This window comes from Streptococcus sp. OMI870 (assembly GCF_047460295.1).
Taxonomy (GTDB): Bacteria; Bacillota; Bacilli; order Lactobacillales; family Streptococcaceae; genus Streptococcus.
This window is the reverse complement of the sequence record NZ_JASHGM010000002.1, coordinates 357,946-383,665: the sequence shown is the minus strand read 5'-3', so window position 1 is coordinate 383,665 and position 25,720 is coordinate 357,946. Positions and strand designations below refer to the sequence as shown.

Below are 25,720 nucleotides of genomic sequence, written 5' to 3'. Positions count from 1 at the left end.
AATCTCATAGGAGATTCACTTTTTTACTAGTAGAATGAAGTGTTTTTAATTTCTTGTAAAAAATTCGAAAACAAAAACAATAATAAATAAGTTTTTTGTAGCAAATTACTTGAATCTATGTAGTATTCCTGTATAATAAATAATGACTACAATGTAAGGGGAATATCATGCAATTTAAGCGTTCAAAAGGAAACTTTCGTGAGACAGATCGTGTCGTACGCTTCAAATTAATTAAATCAGGAAAAAATTGGCTTCGAGCATCAACTGCTGCTCTAGGACTCTTTCGTGTGGTTCGAGGGCAAGTAGAGGAGATGGTCATTGCCGAAGTTCCAGAAGATGGCGGTCGTCTTCATAAGGAGGGCCAACAGTTATTAAAAGGCTTGGTTGCTGTGGGTACTGTATTTGGAGGAGCTGTTGTGGCTACGACGGCTCAAGCAGAAGAAGTGGCATCTCTCGCCCCAACTGTGTCTGAAACGAAACAAGAGACATTGGCAGAAGCAGATAGCGTCATTCTTTCAAAGACATCCTCGCTAGATTCTGCATCTGCTTCTCTATCAACCTCTACAAGTCTTTCTGAAACGGCTAGCCATTCGCTCTCTATGAGTGAATCGACTTCTATTTCCATCAGTGGGCAAGAAACTACCAGTTTTGAAAGCGTTTCTAGTGAATCGACACAAGTTCTAGCTTCAGAATCAGCGGTAGATGAACCAGCAGCTACAGATGAAGCTTCCCTATTGGAACAAAACGCTTCTGAAGCAGAGTTGCTCCAACAAATCGCAGGGAAATACGCTACTCAGATATCTGTGCCTGAGCGTAAGGCAGCTTTGGAAGCAGTTATCAATAAGCTACAATCGGAAGTAACTACTAGCTATCGTTTGGTCCATACAAATGCTGGTGCGCAAGCTTATGCCAAGCAACGCGATCGCTTGGGCAAAGCAGTTGATGAGATGATGACCACCTTAACGGCTGCAGGCTTTGTGGGAAATTCCAATATAAATGGGAAACCAGCTATCTCAGCTCAATTGGCTCCAATTAGTGAAGAGGCTAGAAGTAGTGATGAAGATCTATCCATCTCGCCCGAGATGGATGATCGCCATGGCGCCAATGTGGTAGATGCGCCACTACCAACCTCGAATGTTGCCAAAGACCCGAACCTAGATAAAAATGCTTTGTTAACTCCAGAAGAGCTTGCAAAGTATTCAAAAGATCACGATTTGAACCGTTATACTTTTGCAATTTGGGAATTTGTTGACCGAAATGAGAAATCCTTAGGCTACTATGCGACACTATCTGTTGATCGTAGCGAAACAAATCCAGATATTCGTGAACCGAAGAATGTTTATTTCCGAATTGTAAAGGAATCAGATGGATCAGAAGTCTTTTCTCAAACATTCCAACCCAATGTGAGATTGAATAGTCCTATGCGACTTCCTAAAGAAGTCTTGATTGCCGATTCTCCAGCAGGCAACAACTTTATCTATTCTTTTGGAGACGCAAGTAAACCTCCTTATGTGACCCTACAATCTTTTCCTAGTATTATGGTTCCAGTCAGAAGTGTTATGCTCCGAGATATCTATAATGTCATGGATCCTTCACATCAAGGTCAAATGTTAAATGAATTCTTCCAGGTCAAAGTGCCAACCATGTGGTCTCAACAGTCTACCTTGTATCGTTTGGTGGATCCAAAGGGTAAATGGCAAAATGGACTGTATAAACCAACTGGTGAAGAAGAGATCCTTGCTGAATACAGGCAATCTGGGATTGAGGGACAACAGTATACGGCTTCAAATGCGCGTGATATTGCAGGTTATGTTCAGGTACCAGTAGTAAGTACTTCTCAAAATGCGACCACTGGGATCTTTGATAATAGTAAGGTTGGAGATAGACGTGTAGAATTGTACGGAAATGCGCGTGAGCATTTTATCAAAAGTGAAGTTGTCACAACGAATCAAAATGGGGACTACATTCTTCGCTATTACGTCTTGGATCCTTCTAAAATAAATACATTGACCTCTCGGGATACAGGAAATGAACCAGTATTTGATAAGTATACTCTTGTTTATGAAAAAACTTTTAAACACGACGTTCCAGGCCAATTGTCTGACTTAGGTGGAACGCGTAAAATTGAAAGTAAAAATAAGGATTATTTCCTAAACGTTACTCCAAGACGTGTGGATGAACATAACTTTGAACTGGACGTAACAGGTTGGTTTTCCGCCAATGAAACAGTGACCTATACTGATGAAAAGACGGGAATAGCGTACACGGTTCCAAAACCATTCACAGCTGTTCCAAAATCACCGTCCCTTTCAAAAAATACAACGATGGTTGTAGGGGAAGATGCGACTCCTCAAGGAGCCGATGGCTTCTCTCGTTTCAAGCATACGATTAAAGATAACTATTATGCTAATCCAATGACGAGTGTGAACTACTATTATCGGAAGATGACGGCATCTGAGTCTGCCTCACAGTCTCAAAGTTTTTCAACTTCATCTTCCATCTCTGAGAGTGAGTCACCAACCTTTGAGTCTATTTCAAGATCTCAGTCAGAATCCTTGGCCCCAGCATCACTATCTGCGAGTCAGTCAGAATCCTTGGTTCAAGCCTCGGTTTTTGCGAGCCAGTCTGATTCTTTAATTCAAGCTATGTTTTCTGCGAGTCAATCGAAGTCCTTGGCTCAAGAATCACTTTCCGCGAGCCAGTCTGATTTCTTAGTTCAAACATCAATTTTCCTTAGTCAATCTGAATCGTTGGCTCAAGAATTGCTTTCTACGAGCCAATCGACATCCTTAGTTAAATCCTCAGAATCGGCGAGTCGATCTGAATCTTTGGTTCAAGAATCGCTTTCAGTGAGCCAATCTGAGTCACAGGTTCAAGAATCGCTTTCAGTGAGTCAGTCAGAATCGTTGGTTCAAGCTTCGGTTTCGTCGAGTCAATCCGAATCGCGAGTTCAAGCATCGATTTCAGCAAGTCAGTCCGAGTCACAGGTTCAAGCTTCGGTTTCGGCAAGTCAATCCGAATCGTTAATTAAAGAATCGACTTCCGTAAGCCAATCTGAATCGCTGGTACAAGAGTCCGTTTCAGCGAGTCAATCTGAATCACAGGTTCAAGAATCCGTTTCGGCAAGCCAGTCTGAGTCACAAGTTCAATCTTCGGTTTCGGCAAGCCAGTCTGAGTCACAAGTTCAAGCTTCGGATTCAGCAAGTCAGTCAGAGTCACAGGTTCAATCTTCGGTTTCGGCAAGTCAATCCGAATCACAAGTCCAAGCCTCGATTTCAGCAAGCCAATCTGAGTCACAGGTTCACGCCTCGACTTCAGCAAGTCAATCTGAGTCGTTGGTCCAAGCTTCAATCTCAGCAAGCCAATCTGAGTCACAGTTTAAAGAATCAGTTTCTGCCAGCCAGTCCGAGTCGTTGGTCCAAGCTTCAATCTCTGCAAGCCAATCTGAATCACAGGTTCAAGCTTCAACATCTGCGAGTCAGTCAGAATCGTTGGTTCAAGCTTCGGTTTCGTCGAGTCAATCCGAATCGCAAGTTCAAGCCTCGATTTCAGCCAGTCAGTCTGAATCGTTAATTAAAGCCTCGACTTCAGCAAGTCGGTCAGAGTCACAGGTTCAAGCTTCGGTTTCGGCAAGTCAATCCGAATCACAAGTCCAAGAATCAATTTCAGCGAGTCAATCAGATTCCTTGGTACAAGAGTCGGTTTCAGCAAGTCAGTCCGATTCCTTGGTTCAGGCATCTGTATCGGCAAGCCAATCAGATTCCTTGGTACAAGAGTCGGTTTCAACTAGTCAGTCCGATTCCTTGATACAAGAATCTGTTTCTGTCAGTCAATCAGACTCGCAATCAAAAGCCGCATCAGCATCTAAGAGTGAGTCTGAAAAAGCCTCGAAATCTGTTTCGTTGAGTCAGTCGGTATCCTTATCTAATTTGGTATCCAAATCAATTTCTGTGTCTCAATCGCAGTCAACATCGGCTGTTGGATCGGAAGAAGTGGTTTCTCAACTGATTTCCTTGTCGCAATCTATTTCGATTAGTCAATCTGAATCACTGGTTCAAGCCTCAGTTTCAGCTAGTCAGTCTGATTCCTTGGTTCAGGCATCGGTTTCAGCTAGCCAATCCGAGTCTTTGTTCCAAGCCTCAGTTTCTGCAAGTCAGTCTGATTCCTTGGTACAAGCCTCAGTTTCAGCTAGTCGGTCAGACTCCTTGGTACAAGCGTCCGTTTCTGCGAGCCAATCAGAGTCCTTGGTACAAGAGTCGGTTTCAGCTAGCCAATCCGATTCGTTGGTTCAGGAATCTATTTCAGCTAGCCAATCAGATTCATTGGTACAGGCATCTGTTTCCACCAGTCAGTCAGACTCGCAAGTTCAAGCGTCAGTCTCTGTAAGTCAATCTGAATCTATTGTTCAGGCGTCTGTATCAGCCAGTCAGTCAGAGTCGTTGCTACAGGAATCTGTCTCAGCCAGTCAATCCGATTCGTTGGTTCAAGAATCTGTTTCTGCAAGTCAGTCAGACTCGTTGGTTCAGGCGTCTGTCTCGGCTAGTCAATCGGATTCGTTAGTCCAGGCCTCAGTTTCGGCCAGTCAGTCAGAATCGCAAGTTCAAGCGTTAGTCTCAGCCAGTCGATCGGAATCACTGATTCAGGCGTCTGTATCAGCGAGTCAGTCAGATTCACTTGCCCAGGAATCCGTTTCAGCCAGCCAATCCGATTCGTTGGTTCAGGAATCTATTTCAGCGAGCCAGTCAGATTCACTTGCCCAGGAATCCGTTTCAGCTAGCCAATACGATTCGTTGGTTCAGGAATCTATTTCAGCGAGCCAATCAGATTCATTGGTACAGGCATCTATTTCCACCAGTCAGTCAGACTCGTTAGTTCAAGCGTCAGTCTCTGCTAGTCAATCTGATTCGCTAGTTCAGGAGTCAGTTTCGGCTAGTCAATCAGAATCGCTGGTTCACGCATCTGTATCAGCTAGCCAGTCAGCTTCACAATCTAAAGTTGATTCAGAATCCATATCCGAGATTGAGTCTGAAGAGACATCGAAGTCTATTTCTCAGTCTCAGTCAACATCGGCAGTCGGATCGGAGGAGGTAGTTTCCCAACTAGTTTCCTTGTCGCAATCTATTTCGATGAGTAAAAAACTGTCAGAATCCGTTTCAACGAGTCAATCTGAATCCTTGCTTCAGGAATCTGTATCGTCTAGTGAATCAGAATCTCTAGTTCAAGAATCGATTTCTGCCAGTCAATCAGAATCACAGGTCCAAGCATCAGTATCAGCTAGTCAATCAGAATCGCAAGTTCAAGCGTCAGTCTCAGCCAGCCAATCCGAATCGCTGGTTCAGGAGTCTGTGTCGGTTAGTCAATCGGACTCGTTGGTTCAGGCCTCCGTTTCAGCTAGCCAGTCAGAATCGCTGGTTCAATCATCTGTATCTGCAACTGAATCAGCTTCGACATCGAATGTTGTATCTGAATCGCAGGTTTCAGAGTCCGAATCACTCTCTCAATCTGTTTCTGAGAGTCAGTCAGATTCGCGATGGACATCTCATTCAGAGTCTGTAGCATCGAAATCTGAATCGTATAGTCAATCTATTTCACTCTTTTCAACGAGCCAATCCCTTTCAAGGTCGATGTTAGTGTCTGAATCATCTTTGACGAGTGCCTCAGTTTCCACAAGCACATCGTCAACAGTGAACCAATCTCAATCGCATGAAACATCTGAATGGATCCGTGTATCTTATGCGTCAAGTTTCTCTGCTGGGACAAGTCCTTCAGAGTCCTCATCAGATGTAAGCCCAGCGCCTGTGGCAAATTCTTCAGGACCTGCTCTCCCAGAGACAGGAGTCGTTGCTTCCTCTAGTATCCTTGCAATAGGGGCCTCCCTCCTTCTATCTGGACTAACTTTGTTAGGCATTCGTAAAAAAGATGGCAAATAGAACCTTAAAAGACCGGAATGAACCGGTCTTTTATTGATCTAGAATGTCTAAGAAGTTGTGAAATATGTTATAATGAATGAGGAAGTTTTCGGTGAAGGGTATGAAAAAGGTTGCTTTGTGAAAAGCTCAGTTTGCCTTCATATCTTCAGGAAATATGGGATAAAAAAAGAAGAGTCAGAGGAAAGAGATGAAAATCCATTTTACAAATCTATTTGGGCAATCTTCGCAAAGTGTAGCCCTGATGGCCCAAAACGATATCATGAATGTCGTTCGCGAGCTTGGGGTCAATGAATTAGGAATCTACTTTTATGATCATAGCAATGAACCAGCTAGTGAATTGAACTCGCGAATGGATGGGATTTTAGCAGGCGTTGCTTTTGGGGATATCGTCTTCGTTCAATCGCCTTCTTGGAATGGGATTGAGTGGGACCGCCGTTTGGTTGATAAGTTAAAACTCCTTCAAACCAAGTTGGTCATGTTTATCCACGATGTCCCACCGCTTATGTTTGAGAGTAATTATTACCTGATACCCAACTATATCGACATGTACAATCAGAGTGATCTGGTCGTTGTTCCATCAGAGCAAATGTACCATCGTCTAGTATCAGAAGGGCTTACAGTTAAAAAATATGTGGTACAAAAGTTGTGGGATTTGACCCACAGTTTGGATCTCTATACCCCGCAATTTGAGAAAAAACTGATCTTCTCAGGGAATCCGTCGCGTTTCCCTCATATCATCGACTGGAAATATGATACACCCCTTCATGTCTATGCAGAACCAGTTGAAGGAGTTGATTATTCCAAGGTCCATATTGAAGGCTGGCGAACCAAGCAAGAGTTGCTTTTGGAGCTTTCTAAGGGTGGTTTTGGGCTGGTCTGGGGAAATTCAGAGAACCCCGAGGATGAGCGAGATTACTACAAAGAAAATATTTCCTACAAATTATCGACTTACTTATCCGCAGGTCTTCCGGTAGTCGTGCCAGACTATTTGTCAAATGCAGACTATATTCGAGAAAAAGGGCTTGGCTTTGTAGCATCCAATCTTGAAGAAGCCAATCGTTTGGTTCAAGACTGCACAGAGGAAGCGTATGCCCAAATGGTCCAAAAAGCTCACTATACTTCTTATTTGATCCGCAATGGCTATTTCACAAAGAAATTATTCGTCGATACCATCATGGCCTTGGGGTAATAACAGCCAATCAAACAAGATTCTTCAGACAAACATCTGGAGAATTTTTTGTTGGATGCGGTACCAAATAGCGAAATTGGAAGATTATCAAATATTAGTGACAAATGAGTTTGGAAACGTCGCAAATTATGGTAAAATAAGTTGAGATAAGATGCTTAAGAAGCACCTATGTATAGGCTAATCCCAAGACGGTGGAGCCAAAATGACGAAGAGAAAGTTTAAAAGAAATGTTAAAACGATCTGAAGTAGGAAAGCGATTTTGTTGGACGATTTTTTTCGTCTTTATTTATGTTTTTGGAAGTAAAATTTCTCTGCCTTTTGTTGATTTATCAAAGGCCTTGAAACTTAATGAGGGGACGACAACTGGTCTACAGCTCTCAAGCGCTGTGATGGGTGGAAATCTCCGCGGGATGTCGATCTTTTCGATCGGTTTATCTCCTTGGATGTCCTCCATGATTTTGTGGCGGATGTTTACCGTTTCAAAACGCTTTAATCTTGAAAAAACCAGCTCGGAAATTGTGGAGCGGCGAAAGATGTATGTGACCTTGGCGCTTGCCATCGTCCAGTCCTTGGCAGTGGCCATGTATCTGCCCTTGAAGACAGGGTTGAACCCTGGACTCGTCATTGCAGTTAATACGATGATTATGGTAGCTGGAGCCTTCTTTTTGGTCTGGCTTTCAGATCTAAATGCTGCTCTGGGTCTTGGAAGTTCTGTTGTGATCATGATGGCGGGGATGGTTATGTACCTTCCAGAAGACGTGATGAAGACTATTTCAAATATTAATAATATTCCAGAGATCGCTTATATTGTGGGTGTGATTGCCCTCTTGATTTTTGTCTTTGTTGCAGTCTTAGTGGAATATTCCAAGTATCAAATTCCTGTCAATAAATTAGGGATTCACAACAACCTAAAAAGCTATACTTTTTTAGATATCAAGCTCAATCCGGCTGGGGGAATGCCCTTCATGTATGCCATGACCTTGGTGTCGATTCCTCAGTATGCCATGCTCTTGATTTTGTCGATGGATTCCAATGCTAAATGGGCTGCTCAGCTCGCCAAGCGTTTGGTGATGGGAGACCCCATCTGGATTCTACTTTACATTCTCATGATTGCCCTGCTTTCTTTTGCCTTTGCCTTTGTCAATGTAAATGGAGAAGAAATTGCAGATAAGATGATGAAGGCTTCGGAATATATCGACCATGTCTATCCGGGAGCAGATACACGTCGCTACATCAATGGTATTGTCCTCCGCTTGACAGTTTTTGGGACCTTGTATCTGATTCTCTTTACGGCGCTTCCTTTTTCTCTCTTATTATGGGATAAGGAGCTCTTGCGCTTGACCATGATCCCAGGGACTTTCCTCATGTTTGTCGGAATGATTTACAATATCCGAGAAGAAATTCGTGCCCTTCGCGTCAACCAACGTTATACAAGAATATTCTAGGAGTAACCATGTATTATTTTGTACCAGCCTGGTATGGAACGGACCGCATCTGGCAGCAATCAGCTACCCCTTGGTACTGGATGCGCGAGTCCATTGAATTTGACGATACCATTAATCAAGTTCGTATTTTTCAAGAAGCAGAAATGGATCGGGTTTTATTGTTACCACAGTACAATCCCCAACTGCGTTATTTTTTACACCGCCAAGATATACTAGAGACAGATGTGATCTCCATTTTTGATGGGATCCAAGGTGTCCCATCTGAGTTGTCCATGCGCCCACTCCAGCTTCAGGATATGGAATGGCCTAGTGGGACTATCTTTTCCTATACTCCTTTTTTGGCCATAGCCTTTCGAAAAGGCAAATGTCTCGCCAAGATTGATATGGGAGTGGATGGGAATATCCTCTCCTTGACCCGTTATAAGGATGAGGAAATCATCTATATTGACTACATGGATGATCGTGGCTTTATCTCTAGCAGACTCTACTACAATGAGGGGAAACCTTATTTCCATGAGTACCTGCGTTTTGATGGGCAGTGGATTTTGAGAGAGATGTTGATTGAAGAAAATCGCTCTGTCATGGTCAATGAAGCTTTCTTCCATGCATTCAAAAAAGAAAGCTATGCCAATATTGGGGAAGTCGTCTCTGAAAAAATGAAGGAACACTTGATGGCTTTGATTCCAGGGCGAGATCAGTTGGTCTTGGCAGCTCATCCAGCCAATCTTGCTTTTTTACAAGATACAGCGAGTGGTGTTAAGAAGGCCCTCTCTTTCTATGGGGATCGCCAGCCCTTGTCTGCAGAAAACTTTGTCCTCTATTTTGATATGATTGATGCCCAGCTTTTAATTACGGACAGTGAAAAAACCAAAGAAGCGATTTCGGTCTTTTCCCCTAGCTTAGCTCAAAAAACACATCGGATTACCTCTTTTGACTCTCGCCTCCGTTTGGGCTCTAGTCAAGAGCGTAAGGAATCAAAGATTTATTATTATATCAAGGAGAACGAGCTTCCAACCAAGAACCAGCTCAAAAAAATCTTGGAAGTTTTGGGGCAACATCCCTTATTTGAAGTCGTCTTTGCATTTTACAATGGGGCACCAGAGCGGGTCAAAGAAGTAGAACAGCAACTAGAGGAATTGATCTCTAGTGAGCAGAACTTGAATCTTGTTCAGTCGCCAGCCCAGCTAGAAGTGCTTGGAGAAAACCAGATTATTGATAAGGAGTTTGTACAAGACGCACCGGACTACCGTTTTGTGGTCAAGAATTTTTCAAATGAAAATGACATTATTCAGGAGTTGGAAAAAACACGCTTGATCGTAGATTTGAGTGAGGAACCTAACCTCTATACGCAGATTGCAGGGATCTCTGCGGGGATTCCACAGGTCAATCGTGTTCAAACAGAATATGTGGATCATTTAAAAAATGGCTATGTCCTGTCTAAGGGAGACAAGGAATTAGAGAAGGCCCTGACTCACTTTTTATTGGAATTGAAGCCCTGGAATGAGGCCTTGGTCTATTCAATCGAAAAAATTCAAGAATACACCGGTCAACGCTTGATCGAGAAATGGGAAGGATGGATGAAAGAACGTCATGGATAAAAAACTACAGATACCCCATATTCTCCAAATCGGCTCAAGTAGCTGGCGGGATCAAATGGAACTTCCTGCTGGACTTGGCTGGCACTTTTTTCAGGCCACCGCTCTTCCATCGCTCAAAGACTATATGGAAGAAGAGGAAATCTCTAAATTTAAAGCCTTGATCCTAGAGAATCCAGAAGATTTGTTGGCTTTAGGAGAAGACCTGACCTATTTTCAGCCTTATACCGTTTTTTATGACGAAAGGCGTAAGCTAGAGGCGCCTTCTGCAGAATTAGTCCATCTCTTAACGCTTAAACAAGCGAGACCCTGGGATTTCTCAAACAAGCATCAATTTTTCTATGTTTTAGACCGCTTTTTATACGACAATCAATATGGGGATGCCTTTACAGTTCGTGATCTGCAAGTGAGACCTGATTTTGCTGGTCAGCAAACAGTCTTGGGGCAACATTTCCTCAAGCTTGATGGAGCATACGGGGAAGAGTTTACGCCGATTGCCCAGTGGGTTTACAATTATGTGTATGACGCTAGCCGCCCCATCAATTTTTGGTTGGAATACGAAAAAGATCCAAGCTGTCAGCTGCAATTGCGGATCCAATTTTACCGCTATGGAGCTTTGGGTGATTGGGTCAAAGATGCGGTCTTTTCAGAAGAAGAGATGCTGCAACCACTAGAATTGGATGGAGCAGAGCCTTATTACCTAGCCTTCTCACTAGAAGCAAAAGGAGAGGGAACTCTTACGATTGGAGCCTTACACAAACGCTTGTCCCATGGTCCTTTAGGGGGGATGACGGTAGGCGCTCAGACTCTTCGGGACCACAAGCGCCAAGAGATTTTTGCTTATTTCCATCCGGGCGATATGAAGCCACCTTTAAACATTTACTTTTCTGGGTATCGTCCGGCCGAAGGATTTGAAGGATTTGGGATGTTGCGTGCTATGGGCAGTCCCTTTATTCTCTTTTCTGACCCAAGACTGGAAGGTGGATCTTTCTACATGGGATCAGAAGAGCTGGAAAATCAAATTACAGCTTTTATTGATCAGCATTTGGATCTGCTCGGCTTTGAGCCTAAAGAGATGAATTTTTCAGGTTTGTCCATGGGGACCTTTGGTGCGCTTTATTATGGGGCCCTTTATTGCCCACATGCCATCCTAGTCGGAAAACCCATTGTCAACCTGGGGGATGTCGCTGCTAACCTGAAATTTAAACGTCCAGATGAGTTTGGAACGTCCTTAGATATGATGCAGTTGATCATCGGCCAAGTATCACAAGAAGGCATTGGTCAGCTCAATCAACGCTTCTGGGATCGGTTTGAACAAGCAGATTTTAAGGATACAATTTTGGCACTTGCCTATATGAGAGATGATGACTACGACCAGCAGGCTTATCCAGATATTTTAGAAGCCTTATATGAATTGCCGGTTCGTATTATCAGTACTAGCCGTGCCGGTCGCCACAACGACGCGAGTGGTCCGATCATTGAATGGTTTGCGACCCAGTACAAAGAAATCATGGAAAGAGACTTTGGAAGAAACCAATGATACAAATAAAAGAAAATGAAGCCAGACGCGTCTACTGGGGCGATACCGTTCTGGCAGATTATCTTTGGGGGTCAACTATTCAAGCGACTGCCCAAGGGAGCGTTCACTTTCAGAACCCCCTCATGCCATCTGGTCAAGTATTGAAAACCTGGCATTCGCAGACAAATTTTGGCGCGACGCGTCAAATTCCTAGTCTGCCTCTGCTTAAAAGAGAGCAGGATTATGAACTGCTTATTACGATGGAAGCGACTCCCTCCCATACCGTTATGGTAGAAATTGTCTTCAAAGATCGTTTTGGAGAGGTCGTTGGCCGTCGCGTAACCGCAGAAGGTCGCTTGCAGTTTACCTATCCAGATCAAGCCTACGCCTATGAAGTACGCTTGCTCAGTGCAGGCTTGCAAGAGTTTACCTTCCACTATTTTACTATTCAACCAATATCGTCTGAGGGAGCAGAAGTTCTCGAATAGACGAACATCACTGCAAAAAAAGAGGATCACATTGGATTACGTTAAATTAAGAAACATCAAAAAAATCTTAAAAGAAGTCAATAGCTGGAAGGATGACATGGCCCGCTTGACGGATCGACAACTACAGGAGAAGACTGCAGAATTTCGGGAACGTCTAGCAGAGGGCGAGACCTTGGATGATCTCTTGCCAGAAGCATTTGCTGTTGCGCGTGAAGCCGATAAACGGGTCTTGGGTATGTTTCCTTATGACGTGCAAGTCATGGGAGGGATTGTCCTGCATCAGGGAAATGTCGCTGAAATGAATACCGGTGAAGGGAAGACCTTGACGGCAACTATGCCAGTTTATCTCAATGCTCTAGAGGGCAAAGGGGTTATGGTTATTACGACCAATACCTATCTGGCAACTCGGGATGCAGAAGAAATGGGACAGGTCTATCGTTTCTTAGGTTTGACGGTCGGCGTACCTTTAAAACAATCTGAAGACGAAGAGTTAGATCCAGAAGTCAAACGTGAGATCTATCGCTCAGATGTCATTTATACGACCAATACCAGTCTGGGCTTTGACTATCTAACAGAGAATTTGACCGCTTCTGCAGATGGACAATTTTTAGCTGACTTCAATTACGCCATTGTCGATGAGATTGATTCGGTGCTCCTAGATAGTGCTCAGACCCCCTTGATTATTTCTGGTTCTCCTCGGGTCCAGTCCAACCTTTATGGGATTATTGACACTCTGATCCAAACCTTCAAAGAGGGGGAAGACTTCAAGTTTGACGAAGAAAAGAAACGGGTTTGGTTGACTCGAAAGGGAGCTCATGCAGCAGAAGCTTTTCTTGCCATTCCCAATCTCTATGATCCCCAATACCGTGACTTGGTCCGCCATATCAGCCTAGCCCTGCAGGCCAATAAAAACTTTATTAAGGATAAGGACTATGTCATCCATCCTAATGTCGAAGGACAACCTGAGATTGTTTTGCTAGACCAGGCGACGGGTCGCTTGATGGAAATGACCCGCTTGCAAGGAGGACTCCACCAGGCGATTGAAGCCAAAGAAGGTCTCAAACTCACCCAAGAAACACGGGCTATGGCTTCTATTACTTACCAAAACCTCTTTAAGATGTTTCGGAAGTTGGGAGGCATGACGGGGACTGGGAAGGTCGCTGAGGCAGAATTTCTCGATACCTATGCCATGTCAGTGATCAAGATTCCAACCAATCGCAAGAAGATCCGTAAGGATTTGCCGGATGAAATCTATCAAACCTTGCCAGAGAAAATCGTGGCTTCTTTGGACTATGTGAAGAAAATCCACGAAAAAGGTAATCCGATTCTGGTCTTTGCCGGATCGGTTGAAATGTCGATTCTTTATTCGAATCTTCTCTTGCGTGAAGGAATTCCACACAATCTTCTCAATGCCAACAATGCTCCTCGAGAGGCCCAGATCATTAAGGAGTCTGGCCGAAAAGGTGCCGTGACCGTAGCGACCTCAATGGCCGGTCGGGGAACTGATATCAAGTTGGGACCAGGAGTCGCTGAGTTAGGTGGCTTGGTGGTTGTCGGAACTGAGCGGATGATGAACCAGCGGATTGACCTTCAAATTCGAGGGCGTTCAGGTCGCCAAGGAGATCCTGGTTTGACCAAGTTCTTTGTCTCTTTAGAAGATGATTTGATGAAAAACTGGGGGCCAGACTGGATCCAGGATACTTATCAAGACTATGATGTGGATGAGCGAATTGGAGCAGCTAAGTCCCTGACCAAGCGCAAGTATAGAAACTTGGTGGAACGAGCTCAAAATGCTAGTGAAAGTTCTGGTCAGGCTAGTCGTCGGATGACGCTAGAATTTGCGGAAAGCATGAACATTCAGCGTGCGATTGTTTACGAAGAGCGCGATCGTTTGATCAAGCAAGAAGGCCGCTTGGATGCTATCGTTGAAAAAGCGCTTCGTTCCGTCTTTTTAAGCGTAGTCCACAAAAAAGAATACAAGGAACCAGTAGCCTTTTATCGCTATATTTTAGACAATGTCAGCTACCAGGTGGATCCTGAAAAGGCCCACCAAACCTTCCGTAGCAAGAAAGCAAAAGAAAATTTCTTGTGGGAAATCGCTAAAAGTGAGTTAGAGGCTAAGTATGAGGTCTTAGGCACCGATGAGGTGATCGCACAGTTCCAACGCATGGCCATCTTAAAAGCCATCGATGAAAACTGGGTAGAGCAGGTAGACTATCTGCAACAATTGCGGATGGCTCTCTCTGGTCAATACACCAGTCAGAAAAATCCTTTGGTAGAATTTTTCCAAGAAGCCTACCAATCCTTTGATCGAATGAAAGGAGCGGCCAAAGAGCAAATGGTCCGCAATCTTTTACTGAGTCGAGTAGAAATCAATAAAAAAGGGGAAATTGTCTTGCATTTCCCATAAAAGAGGACATTATGACAGTATACAATATCAACCTTGGAATCGGTTGGGCCAGTAGTGGTGTTGAGTACGCCCAAGCCTACCGGGCCCAGTTGTTACGCAATATCCATCAACCAGCTAAATTTGTTTTTATGGATATGATTCTAGCCGATAATATCCAGCATTTGACAGAAAATATCGGTTTTAAAAATGATGAAATCATCTGGCTCTACAGCCATTTTACAGATATTAAGATTGCACCAACCACCTATACCATTGATCAGGTCTTAGCAGGATTTGCCGGGAAACCGACTCGTGAAGAAGTCGACGGCAAGATCAAGCGCTTCTTTTATGAGGACCAGGACAATTTTTTGACCTGCTACTTGCGGTCTGAAAACAGTCCCTATGTCGAACGCTGCGAGTATGTGTCTAGAGGAATCTTGGTGAGAAAGGATTATTTCTCCTATACCCGCTATTGTACAGAGTATTTCATTCCTAAGAACAACCAAGCTAACTTGATTGAGCGCCGTTTTTACAACGAAGACGGGACGGTTGCCTACAGCATGCAGATGGCAGATGGCCGAGAGGTTTATCGTTTCCCAGATCGCTATCTGGTTGGTCGCCAAGAATTGATCCGCTACTTCATGCAAACTCTTCAATTGACCAAACAAGATCTGGTGATTTTGGATCGGGAAACCAACATCGGTCAGCCTATCTTTGAAGAAGCGCAAAAGGCCCGCCTGGGTGTGGTCGTTCATGCAGAGCACTTCAGTGCCAATAATGTCGACGATCAGTATATCCTGTGGAACAACTACTACGAGTACCAATTTACCAATGCAGACAAGGTGGACTTCTTTATTGTTGCGACCGACCGCCAAAAAGAAATCTTGGCCGAGCAGTTTGCCAAATACACCAACCATCAGCCGGCCATCTATACCATTCCAGTTGGTAGTCTTGCAAGCTTGCCGCAAAACGAGAAGCGCACCCCATTTTCTATCATCACAGCCTCTCGTTTGGCGACTGAAAAGCATATTGACTGGTTGGTGCGAGCAGTGGTTCGTGCCAAAAAAGAATTGCCAGAGCTGTCCTTTGACATCTATGGAAAAGGTGGAGAAGAAGGCAAATTGCGTTCTCTGATTGATGAATTGGGGGCGGCAGACTATATCCACCTCAAAGGGCATGCCAATCTAGAGGAAATTTATAAGAATTATGAAGTATACCTGTCAGCGTCAACCAGCGAAGGCTTTGGGTTGACCTTGATGGAGGCGATTGGTTCTGGACTTCCGATTATCGGTTTTGATGTTCCTTATGGCAACCAAACCTTTGTCACAGAAGGGAAAAATGGCTATCTCATTCCACCATCAGCAGACCAAGTAGTAGACCATATCGCTTCTGCCTTTGCTGAAAAAATCATCCAGCTTTACAAAAAAGATGACCTAGCCAGCATGCGTCAAGCATCTTATGCGCGTGCAGAGGACTTTTTGACCAGCCGAGTAGAAGAAGCTTGGGCACAATTGATAGAAGAGGTGACACATGCTGAACGTATTTGATAGCTATTCTCGTGAAAGCCAAGACTTGCTCCACTCTATGAGAGAGTCTGGCTTTAACCATCCGACTGTTGTTTTAGAGCCAAACGGTTTCCTGTCTGACGGTGTTGAATCGCCATTCATCTATTTCTTGGGTCAACCAAAAGGGGAGAAGCGCGGTCGCTACTTTAATGAAGTACCAGTGCCTGATTTCTGGGAAGTTTCTGGGGATAACAGTTCGGGAAAAGTGACCTACTATGGTCAAGAAAAGGCTCGGATTGCTTACCATGCTGCTTCCTATAAACGCATCGTTGAGCGCCTGGAGTGGTTGGATGACAAGGGGCAAGTGGTCATGATCGAGCGCTATGACCAATACGGTCGTAAGATTGCCGTGACAACCTGTGGCGATCAAGGCCAGCAATTGGTAACCACTTATTTTGAAGGGGATATCGAGCGCTTGACAGAGAATCACCAAACAGGGGATTTGATCTTGACCTTGGACCATCAACCTATGCGAATTTTCAAGAATCGTTTAGAATATTTTGTCTTTTATCTAGAGCATCGTGGTTTTGATTTGGATGGATTGGTCTACAATACCCTTGCCACCTCCTTTAGCATTAGTCTTCAGTTGGGCAATAAAGGGATCAAAGGGCGCGACGTCTTGGTATGGCAAGAACCTCTTCATGATAGTCTTCCAGGCAACATGCAGTTGATTCTAAATAGCCCAGAAATCCGGACCAAGAAGATCTTGATTCCACAAAATGCAACCTACCATCGCGCATTGCAGTTGACCTCACAAGACCAGCATGCCTACTTTGCTCCTCTTGGCTACCTGTATGACTTCAAGGTGAAAGATGATATCCGCAAAGATGCATTTGTCTTGACTAACTCGGATCAGATCGAAGCCTTGACCTACCTAGTAGAAAACTTGCCGAATGTGACCTTCCGTGTAGCGGCTTTGACAGAGATGTCTGCGAGTCTCTTGTCCATGGTCCGCTATCCAAATGTGGTCTTGTATCAAAACATCAGCCAAGAACGGATCAAAGAATTGCTCAAGGTTTCTAGTATTTATCTAGATATCAATCACTATGCAGAAGTGCAAGGAATTGTCCGCAAGGCCTTTGAACACCAGCAAGTTATTCTTGCCTTTAGTCACACTCTGCATGATCGCCACTTCCTAGCGCAAGCTAATATCTTTGACCAAGGAAAAGAAGCAGATATGGTAGCCCGTATCAAGGAAATCTACCAATCAGTTGATAGCTATCGAGAAGCAGTGGCACAACAAATTGCCCAATCAAGTAGCATCGAGCCAGCTGATTTCAAAGCTCGCTTGCAAGAAGGGATAGGTGGACACAGTGAGTGATCGTAAGAAAGATTTATTTTACAAAGAAGTAGAAGGCCGGATGGAGTCTCTTAAACGCCGTCCAGCCGAGAAAGAAAAGACGACGCGTTCTGAAAAAATCAATGTCATCTTTAATGTGGTCATTGGTTTGGTCATTTTGCTGGGAGTTATTTTTACCCTCTTGAGAGTGTTGGGAGGATCCTAATATGGAAATGGTATTTGCGATTGTCGTCGCGTTCCTATCGTTGGCGCTAGTAGTCCTCATTACGCTGCAACCGCGTCAACAACAGTCCTTGTCAACAGATGCAACCAGTAACTTAGGAAAACCAAGCTATTGGCGCTCCCACCGAGGGCTTAAGTTAGCGACCCTGGTTGTTAGTATCGTCTTTCTCTTATCCTTGTTTCTTTATATGATGGTCGTACAGGCCTAGTTTCTAATAGAATGGATAAAAGAAGTTGGTATTCTCCAACTTCTTTCAAATTGTAGATAGAGTCATCTTATAAACTTTCCTTAGGTGAGTACGGACGTCAGCGAACTTCGAGGAAGTTCCATGACTTAGTTTTGGACCTAAGGTTCCAAAACTCCCGAGTGCTAGAAACAAGAATGTTTCTAGCACTTATCTCACGTCGGAAAGTTTCAGTAGATGTCTAAGTGAGCCTAATAGTTGATATCTTTTTAAATTTTTAAGTATCATTTAGGTTGTATTATGTAAGAAACAGGTAGATTACATTCTAAAAGAAGTTGGTATTCTCCAACTTCTTTTTTATCATGCATCCCTCTCCTTTATGGTATACTGAAAGCGACAAAATGATGGGAGATCAAGATGAAAAAGATTCCTTTAGTATTTTCAGGTTGTCTGTTAGGTTTGGGTGGTGCTGGAAACCTTCTTGCAGACTCGCTACCCCTTCTGGGTCATGCCTTCAGTCTAACAGGTTTATTGCTCTGGTTTTTCTTTTTAGTTTATCATGTGATTCGCTGGCAAGAAAGCAAGATAGAACTCCAACAAGCCACTCTTTTATCTGGGATGGCCACTTTTCCCATGGCCGGGATGATTTTATCGACCTATCTTTTTCGTCTCTTTCCTAGCTTTACAGGTCTATCTCAGTTGGTATGGTGGTTCGCTTTCCTTTTGGATCTGTGTCTGATTCTCTATTTTACTAAGACCCATGTCATGGCGCGACCAAGGGCCAAAGCTACTCCGAGTTGGACGGTTCTCTATGTGGGTATTGCAGTGGCTGCCTTGACCTATCCGGTGGTAGGAGTGATGGAGCTAGCCTATCTTACCCTGGGGTTTGGCTTTATTTTGACCTTGTGTCTGTACCCGCTTATCTATCAGGATTTGAAAAGCAATCCCTTACCGAGCCACTTATTGGGACAAGAAGGTATCTATTGTGCTCCCTTTTCTCTTCTTTTAGCAGCCCTGGTTCGTGTGGGTGGAGCAAGCCTTCCTACCTGGCTCTTACTGATCATGGTGGTTGCCTCGCAAGGGTTTTATTTCTTTGTTTTGACGCGCCTGCCAAGAATGATTAAAGAAGGTTTTCAACCTGCTTTTTCAGCTCTTACCTTTCCAACCGTTATCACAGCGACCTCTCTGAAAATGGCTCAAGGTCTGCTACAGATTCCTTTTTTGACAGGTCTTGTATGGATGGAAACTCTTCTATGTCTCTTGATTTTAGTCGCTGTATTGGGGGGATATGTGGTTTATCTTAGAGACTAGGACGGCATCCTTTTTCGTTGAAACCTTGTTATGATTATGGTAAGATGCACTATACGATCTGTCATGCTCTAGGAAAGGTATCTATGAAATTTATTAAAGAAAAGCTCTCTCTGCTTTACCCCCTCTTTCTCCTCTTGTTTTATTTTTATATCCGGCCCCAATTTCGTCCCTTGGCCCAATATGTCTCTAATAGCTTAGCGAGCGCAAATAGTTATTATTGGACCTTATTTGGCTTGGAGACCATCTATGCAGTTTTTACAGGATTTTTGGTCTACCGTTTTTCCAAGAAGTCCCAGTTTTCATGGGGGAAGAACTCGCTTCAATCCTTGCTGGAAGCTATCTTTGCGGCTTGTTTGGTCTATTGGTTGGACTACTTTATCAGTGGTTTTGTTCAGGGGCGTGCAGCCGTTTTGAGTCTCTTTCCTCGAGAAATCAGCCCGACAGGGGTGGTCATCCTAGTGGTCGCGATGGTCGTTATCCGGCCTGTGACAGAAGAGCTGATCTTTCGTGGGGCCTTGGTAAATGCCTATTTTAAAGGTTGGCCCATCTATGCAGAGATTTGGCTCCCTGCCCTCATCTACAGTGGGCTACATTTTGTCCATCATCCTTTTTCGCTAGGAGCTTTTATGATTTATCTCTTGCCGAGTTTTATTTTTGGGACTCTTTATTATCGGAGCAAGGCGCTTCTTTCTCCGCTTTTAGGCCATATCTTGCTCAATCTCTATTATACCTTGCCATTGCTTTTATCCGTATTCCAGTAGCAACCGATTTCCTAAGGGAGATTGGTTTTTTTTGAAAATGTGGTATAATAGAATAAATTTAATAGAGGGAGTGGAGGTTTGAAAAAAAGCTACCGCGTCAAACGTGACAAAGATTTTAATGCTATTTTTAAAAGTGGTCAAAATGTTGCCAATCGGAAATTCGTTATTTACCGTCTGAGCAAAGACCAACCGCATTTTCGAGTCGGCCTGTCTGTTAGTAAGAAACTGGGAAATGCTGTGACTAGAAATCGCATCAAACGTTTGATTCGCCATGTTTTAATCAAACACCAAGCCTGCCTTACGACCGATGATTTTGTCGTCATTGCTCGTAAAGGAGTGGAGGAGCTCGACTTCCATCAAGTAGAGAAAAATCTCGTACATGTCTTAAAATTAGCGCATGTCTACCAAGAAAGGGAATAATGTGAAAAAGAAACTGAAGTTAATTGGATTATTAGGAGCGGCCTTAATGGTCTTGACAGCTTGTGGGACCTCTCAAGTGACAGCCGAATCGACAGGTGGTTGGGAACGCTTCGTCTACTTCTTTGCAGAAGCCATCCGCTTCTTGTCGTTTGGTGGCAGTATCGGTGTTGGGATTATTGTCTTTACCATTGTCATTCGGACGGTCCTCTTGCCTCTCTTCCAGTATCAAATGAATTCAACCCGCAAGATGCAGGAAATTCAACCCTTACTCAAGGAATTGCAAGCCAAGTATCCTGGCAAGGATCTAGATAGTCGGACCAAGCTTTCTGAAGAGATGCGGGCCCTTTATAAGGAAAAAGGTGTCAAAACATCTTCAGCCTTCCTTCCTCTCTTGATCCAGATGCCGGTCTTGATGGCCCTATTCCAAGCGCTGAGCCGTGTGGAATTCCTTAAAGTCGGTCACTTCCTTTGGTTGGACCTTGGAGCGATTGACCCGACTTATATCTTGCCTCTTCTTGCTGCCCTCTTCACATTTTTCAGCAGTTGGTTGACCAATAAAGCCCTGCCAGAGCGTAACGGGAGTGCGACAACCATGATGTATGTGATGCCTGTGATGATTTTCTTCTTCGCCTTGTTCTCAGCCAGCGGGGTTGCTCTATACTGGGTGACTTCAAATGCTTACCAAGTCGGACAAACCTATCTCTTGAACAACCCATTCAAGATTATCGCAGAGCGTGAAGCAAAAGAGCAAGCTACTCGAGAAATAGAAAAACAAAAACGTCGTGCCTTAAAGAAAGCACAGAAAAAAAGAAAATAAGAAAGAGGTGGACATATGGTCCTATATACCGGAGCAACTGTAGAAGAAGCTATCCAAAATGGCTTGAACGAATTAGATATTCCCCGTATGAAGGCACATATTACGGTTGTGGCTCGTGAGAAGAAAGGTTTTCTTGGCTTATTTGGTAAAAAACCAGCCCAAGTAGAGATTGAACCGATTGCAGAAACAACAGTTGTCAAAGCCAATCAACAAGCTGTAAAGGGTGTACCAGAAGAAATTAACGCGCAGAACGAACCGGTTAAGACCGTAAGTGAAGCAACAGTTGATTTAGGACGTGTCGTTGCAGCGATCAAAAAGGTCGAAGAAGAAGGAGAAGTTGTCTCTGAAGAAATCAAGACAGAAATCCTCAAACATGATAAAGAAGCAGACACCGTTCTGGAAGAAAAAGGGCATGAACATATTCTTGAGAAGGTTAAAGAACCAGTCGCAAAAGAAGCAAACGAGTCTGATTTCTCAAATCTTGGTATTGAAGTAGAAGAAAACTACGACATCGAAGAAGTTGTTACAGATGTAACTGCTTATGTTCAAACTGTTGTTGATGAGATGGATGTCGATGCAACGCTTTCAAGTAGCCATAACCGTCGTACGGTCAATATGCAGATCGATACCAATGAGCCAGGGCGCGTGATTGGTTACCATGGTAAAGTCTTGAAAGCTCTTCAACTCTTGGCACAAAACTATCTCTATAACCGCTACTCAAAGAATTTTTACATTACCATTAATGTCAATGACTATGTAGAGCATCGTGCAGAAGTTCTCCAAAGCTATGCTCAGAAGTTAGCAACACGGGCCCTCGAGGATGGCCAAGCCCAACAGACCGATCCAATGTCCAATAGTGAACGTAAAATCATTCACCGAATTGTCTCCAAGATGGAAGGGGTCACTAGCTATTCTGAAGGGGAAGAACCAAACCGCTATGTAGTTGTGGACATCGAAGGATAATCTAGCTATTATTGCCCATGAGAGAGGGACGGGATAGAACCGCTCTCTCTTTTTGTTAGGAGTAGAAAGGAAACAGATGGCATTTGCAGCGATTCGAGAGTTTTTAAAGCTTCAAGGAATCAAATACCAGTCACCAGAAAAGGCAGGAGTGTTAGCCCAAGAGATGGAACGGTACCGCGCAATGGGACAGGCGGCTCGTAAGGAATTTACGGATTTAGTATCAGCCTTTCAAAAACGGTATTCTTACTTAGAGCAGGAGCGAACCAGCCAGTGGATGAACCAGGCACAGGTCCTAAGGCCTCATTTTTGGGCCTATTTAAAAGGAGAAGGGACTCTGGCAGAGCCCATGTATGCCTTGAGGCTCTATGGAGATGCAGCTGATTTTGGTGTTTCCTTAGAGGTGAGCTTTATCGAGCGAAAAAAAGATGAGCAGAGCCTTCAAAAGCAACACAAGGTTCTCACCCTTCCCATTTCTCAGCCAGTCTATTATCTTGCTCAAGAAAATGGAGAGAGTCGAAGGATCGAAGGAATAGAAAAGAATCGCCTCTCTCTTCTCCAAGCAGTAGCAGATGGAGTAGTTCGCAAGGTTCTGGTCAAATACGACATTCCCTTAGTTGAGGTAGGATCTATCGAAGATGTCTTGGATCAACTCCAGAGCGCGATGACAGCACTAGAACCCTATTATCTAGCGACGCGTCAAGGATAGGCAAGTCTTGTCTAGCCTATATTTGCAACATTTTTGCCATAGCTATTGACAAATAGAGTCGAATCAGATAGAATAGTAAAGTATGTTTAGTAACTGATCACAACTAGCCGGCTAAACGAATACAAAATCTATGAGGAGGTATTCATCGTGAAACGTACTTATCAACCAAGTAAACTTCGTCGTGCGCGCAAACATGGTTTCCGTCACCGTATGGCAACTAAAAATGGCCGTCGCGTATTGGCAGCTCGTCGTCGTAAAGGACGCAAAGTTTTGGCTGCGTAATTCAGATAAAAAACTAAAAACCAGTAGAAACTCGAGACTACTGGTTTTTGTTTTGTCCGAAAGTGAATTTAGAGGCGCTTTCTGCTATAATAGAAAGAAGAAAAAATCGGAAGAAAAGGAAGATCATGCAGATTTTTGATACCCACACCCATCTCAATGTGGAAGAATTCGCAGGAAAAGAACAAGAAGAACTCGACTTAGCCAAGGAAATGGGGGTTGTAGCTCACAATATCGTTGGTTTTGACAAACCGACCATTGAGCGAGCATTAGAATTGGCAGACCAGTACCCAGAACTCTATCTGACGCTTGGGTGGCATCCCACTGAGGCGGCCGATTATAGTCCTGAGGTAGAGGCCTATCTACTGGAACAGTTGAAACATCCAAAAGTCGTTGCTCTAGGAGAAATTGGTCTGGACTACCACTGGATGACGGCACCAAAAGACATTCAAGAAAAGGTTTTCCGTCGTCAGATTCAGCTGTCTAAGGAACTGGACTTACCTTTTGTGGTTCACACCCGTGATGCACTAGAAGACACTTATGCCATTATCAAGAGTGAAGGAGTGGGTCCACGCGGTGGGATCATGCATTCTTTCTCAGGGACTTTGGAGGACGCTAAAGGCTTCATGGATCTGGGAATGATGATCTCTTTTTCGGGAGTGGTAACCTTTAAAAAAGCGACAGACACTCAGGAGGCAGCCAAAGAGTTACCTTTGGACAAAATCTTGGTCGAAACAGATGCTCCTTATTTAGCTCCAGTTCCTAAGCGAGGCCGAGAAAATAAAACAGCCTACACCCGTTATGTCGTAGACTTTATTGCAGAGCTTCGTGGAATGACTAGTGAAGAAGTAGCTCAAGCTACCTATGCCAATGCGAGAAATTTGTTTGGTCTGAGAAACATGGATGAATAGGAGTGAACGATTGTCTGATATACAAAATAATGATATATATTATTTTAGAGGTATTTCCGAAGATATGCTGGCAAGGATTAATAAAACATCAACTATTGCTTTCAATAACTTACTACAAGAAATGAATGTATGTGAGATTTTGATTTCTCCTCTCACTTTTGAAATCCTTGGATATAGTTTGAAAAATCTGCCAGATACAATCCAGCTTTTAAATGAATTAGGAGAAATCAGCTATGATGATAATCTAATCGCAGAAAAAAGCTTGCTGAATTTTTTCAAATATTTAATAAACAATGATCCTGAATTAGAGGTAAGATTTCAGAAATTATGCCAAAAAATTAAAGAAAAACGACCGCTTATTTATTCTTTAAAAGAAAAAAATGGAGAATTATTATTTTTAGAATCGGGTGCCGTGACTGGCAGTGTTCGCTTGTTGGTATTTCCAGAGGAAATCGTTCTTTTAACTTTGTCAGGTTATGATTGAATTGGAGGACAATAGTGATAAATAGAATAAAAATCCCTCAAGTCATCGTCGTTGAAGGTAAGGACGACACAGCCAATCTCCGTCGGTTTTATGAAGTAGATACTTATGAAACCCGAGGCTCTGCGATTGACCAGGATGACCTAGAACGAATTGCTATCTTGCAAGAGTTGCGTGGAGTCATTGTCTTTACGGATCCGGATTACAATGGGGAGCGCATTCGTAAGATTATCATGCAAGAAATTCCGCAAGCCAAGCATGCCTTTTTAAATCGTGGCGAAGCAGTACCAAAATCCAAAACCAAGGGGCGTTCCTTGGGAGTGGAGCATGCCAGCTTTGAAGACTTAGAAAAGGCCCTATCTGGACTAGTGGGCTCCTATGAAGATGAGTATTTTTTCGATATTACCAAGACTGACCTGATGCGTCTTGGTCTGTTGATGGGCAGTGACAGTCGCAAACGACGGGAATATCTAGGCGAAGCCTTGCGTATCGGCTACTGTAATGGCAAGCAATTGCTCAAACGCTTGGAGTTGTTTGGAATTTGTTTGGCGCAAGTCGAAGAAACGATGGCCAGTTATTAAAAAAGAGATAGAGGTAGAAGATGGGATTGTTCGACCTATTTAAAGATAAGAAAAAAGAGATAGGCTTTTCTTTGGAGAATGTTCAAGCAGAGCACCAAAAGAACCCGCGACATTTTTTGATTCCGAGCCAAGAAGAAATCAACCAATTGAAACTTGGGGACCAGGTTCGCCTCATCTTTGTGCTAGATACAGTCTTGGAGAATGGGTGTCGAGCAGAGCGTATGTGGGTCGAACTCACTGAAATCCACGATGGGAAGTTCAAAGGACGTTTAACCAATCAACCCGCTTATATTACTTCCATCCAGCTTGGAGATGAGCTGGATTTTGCACGGGAACATATTGCAAGCCTGATGGTTCCTCCGCTGAATCTTGATACACAAAAAGGAGCCATGATTACCAAGGATTGCTTCCTACGACGTGAGATTAATTGGGCGATTCACGATGTACCTCATCATCCACAAGATAGTGGTTGGCAGTTCTTTACAGGTTATGAGTCCCAGGAAGACTTGGACGATCCGTCTAAGATTACCATCATCAGTCTTGAAGACGCCTTGGAAATGGAGCCCTTGTTGGAGACTGTCTTAGATAATAATGGGGAAGCTTATGTCTACCAAGCGGAGCAAAATGCCTTTGTAGAAGACTGTTAGATTAGCCTTCGGAGAA

The 25,720-nt window shown here is 43.7% G+C and carries 22 protein-coding genes; all 22 read left to right on the top strand.

What is annotated here, in order from left to right:
- The first annotated feature begins 167 nt into the window (after window positions 1–167).
- Window positions 168–5,930: an accessory Sec-dependent serine-rich glycoprotein adhesin gene (locus QM968_RS05860; RefSeq protein ID WP_414382926.1), complete on the top strand. Its 5,763-nt coding sequence runs from the start codon at window positions 168–170 to the stop codon at window positions 5,928–5,930.
- 187 nt (window positions 5,931–6,117) lie between these two features.
- Window positions 6,118–7,119, top strand: coding sequence for a sugar transferase (locus QM968_RS05855; protein ID WP_009731774.1), 1,002 nt, complete (start codon window positions 6,118–6,120; stop codon window positions 7,117–7,119).
- Between the two features lie 227 nt (window positions 7,120–7,346).
- Window positions 7,347–8,564, top strand: a complete 1,218-nt coding sequence (secY2, locus tag QM968_RS05850) for an accessory Sec system protein translocase subunit SecY2 (RefSeq protein ID WP_009731773.1) — start codon at window positions 7,347–7,349, stop codon at window positions 8,562–8,564.
- A gap of 8 nt (window positions 8,565–8,572) precedes the next feature.
- Window positions 8,573–10,162 carry an accessory Sec system protein Asp1 gene (gene asp1 / locus QM968_RS05845; protein WP_414382924.1) on the top strand — a complete coding sequence of 530 codons (1,590 nt, stop codon included), beginning with the start codon at window positions 8,573–8,575 and terminating at the stop codon, window positions 10,160–10,162.
- Window positions 10,155–11,699: an accessory Sec system protein Asp2 gene (asp2, locus tag QM968_RS05840; RefSeq protein WP_414382922.1), complete on the top strand. Its 1,545-nt coding sequence runs from the start codon at window positions 10,155–10,157 to the stop codon at window positions 11,697–11,699. The genes asp1 and asp2 overlap by 8 nt, the downstream gene beginning before the upstream one ends.
- Window positions 11,696–12,166 (top strand): accessory Sec system protein Asp3, encoded by a 471-nt coding sequence (gene asp3, locus QM968_RS05835; protein ID WP_009731770.1) that lies wholly within the window; start codon window positions 11,696–11,698, stop codon window positions 12,164–12,166. Before asp2 ends, asp3 begins: the two co-directional genes overlap by 4 nt.
- 25 nt (window positions 12,167–12,191) lie before the next feature.
- The gene (secA2, locus tag QM968_RS05830) at window positions 12,192–14,576 is read left to right on the top strand and encodes an accessory Sec system translocase SecA2 (RefSeq protein WP_414382978.1); all 2,385 of its coding nucleotides are present in this window, start codon (window positions 12,192–12,194) and stop codon (window positions 14,574–14,576) included.
- An 11-nt stretch (window positions 14,577–14,587) separates the two neighbouring features.
- The gene (gtfA, locus tag QM968_RS05825) at window positions 14,588–16,102 is read left to right on the top strand and encodes an accessory Sec system glycosyltransferase GtfA (RefSeq protein WP_414382920.1); all 1,515 of its coding nucleotides are present in this window, start codon (window positions 14,588–14,590) and stop codon (window positions 16,100–16,102) included.
- Window positions 16,086–17,441 (top strand): accessory Sec system glycosylation chaperone GtfB, encoded by a 1,356-nt coding sequence (gene gtfB / locus QM968_RS05820; RefSeq protein ID WP_414382918.1) that lies wholly within the window; start codon window positions 16,086–16,088, stop codon window positions 17,439–17,441. Before gtfA ends, gtfB begins: the two co-directional genes overlap by 17 nt.
- Window positions 17,434–17,625 carry an accessory Sec system protein Asp4 gene (asp4, locus tag QM968_RS05815; RefSeq protein ID WP_037613955.1) on the top strand — a complete coding sequence of 64 codons (192 nt, stop codon included), beginning with the start codon at window positions 17,434–17,436 and terminating at the stop codon, window positions 17,623–17,625. The genes gtfB and asp4 overlap by 8 nt, the downstream gene beginning before the upstream one ends.
- Before the next feature lies 1 nt (window position 17,626).
- The gene (asp5, locus tag QM968_RS05810; protein WP_009731765.1) at window positions 17,627–17,851 is read left to right on the top strand and encodes an accessory Sec system protein Asp5; all 225 of its coding nucleotides are present in this window, start codon (window positions 17,627–17,629) and stop codon (window positions 17,849–17,851) included.
- Window positions 17,852–18,244: 393 nt separating this feature from the next.
- Window positions 18,245–19,138 carry a TDT family transporter gene (locus QM968_RS05805; RefSeq protein WP_414326403.1) on the top strand — a complete coding sequence of 298 codons (894 nt, stop codon included), beginning with the start codon at window positions 18,245–18,247 and terminating at the stop codon, window positions 19,136–19,138.
- Between the two features lie 83 nt (window positions 19,139–19,221).
- Window positions 19,222–19,899, top strand: coding sequence for a lysostaphin resistance A-like protein (locus QM968_RS05800; protein WP_414382916.1), 678 nt, complete (start codon window positions 19,222–19,224; stop codon window positions 19,897–19,899).
- A 78-nt stretch (window positions 19,900–19,977) separates the two neighbouring features.
- Window positions 19,978–20,319 carry a ribonuclease P protein component gene (gene rnpA / locus QM968_RS05795; RefSeq protein WP_009731762.1) on the top strand — a complete coding sequence of 114 codons (342 nt, stop codon included), beginning with the start codon at window positions 19,978–19,980 and terminating at the stop codon, window positions 20,317–20,319.
- A 1-nt stretch (window position 20,320) separates the two neighbouring features.
- Window positions 20,321–21,136 (top strand): YidC/Oxa1 family membrane protein insertase, encoded by an 816-nt coding sequence (locus QM968_RS05790; RefSeq protein ID WP_414382914.1) that lies wholly within the window; start codon window positions 20,321–20,323, stop codon window positions 21,134–21,136.
- Window positions 21,137–21,151: 15 nt separating this feature from the next.
- Window positions 21,152–22,099: an RNA-binding cell elongation regulator Jag/EloR gene (gene jag, locus QM968_RS05785; protein ID WP_009731760.1), complete on the top strand. Its 948-nt coding sequence runs from the start codon at window positions 21,152–21,154 to the stop codon at window positions 22,097–22,099.
- 76 nt (window positions 22,100–22,175) lie between these two features.
- On the top strand, window positions 22,176–22,805 hold the full coding sequence (locus tag QM968_RS05780; RefSeq protein WP_414382912.1) for an HI_0552 family protein: 630 nt from the start codon (window positions 22,176–22,178) through the stop codon (window positions 22,803–22,805).
- Between the two features lie 147 nt (window positions 22,806–22,952).
- Window positions 22,953–23,087 (top strand): 50S ribosomal protein L34, encoded by a 135-nt coding sequence (gene rpmH, locus QM968_RS05775; protein WP_003003086.1) that lies wholly within the window; start codon window positions 22,953–22,955, stop codon window positions 23,085–23,087.
- Window positions 23,088–23,212: 125 nt separating this feature from the next.
- Window positions 23,213–23,995 (top strand): TatD family hydrolase, encoded by a 783-nt coding sequence (locus QM968_RS05770; protein ID WP_414382910.1) that lies wholly within the window; start codon window positions 23,213–23,215, stop codon window positions 23,993–23,995.
- Between the two features lie 10 nt (window positions 23,996–24,005).
- Entirely contained in the window at window positions 24,006–24,479 is a 474-nt protein-coding gene (locus QM968_RS05765) for a hypothetical protein (protein ID WP_414382908.1), read from the top strand.
- 17 nt (window positions 24,480–24,496) lie between these two features.
- Window positions 24,497–25,057, top strand: a complete 561-nt coding sequence (gene rnmV / locus QM968_RS05760; RefSeq protein WP_414382976.1) for a ribonuclease M5 — start codon at window positions 24,497–24,499, stop codon at window positions 25,055–25,057.
- Between the two features lie 20 nt (window positions 25,058–25,077).
- The gene (locus QM968_RS05755) at window positions 25,078–25,704 is read left to right on the top strand and encodes a DUF2185 domain-containing protein (protein ID WP_414382906.1); all 627 of its coding nucleotides are present in this window, start codon (window positions 25,078–25,080) and stop codon (window positions 25,702–25,704) included.
- Window positions 25,705–25,720 lie beyond the last annotated feature (16 nt).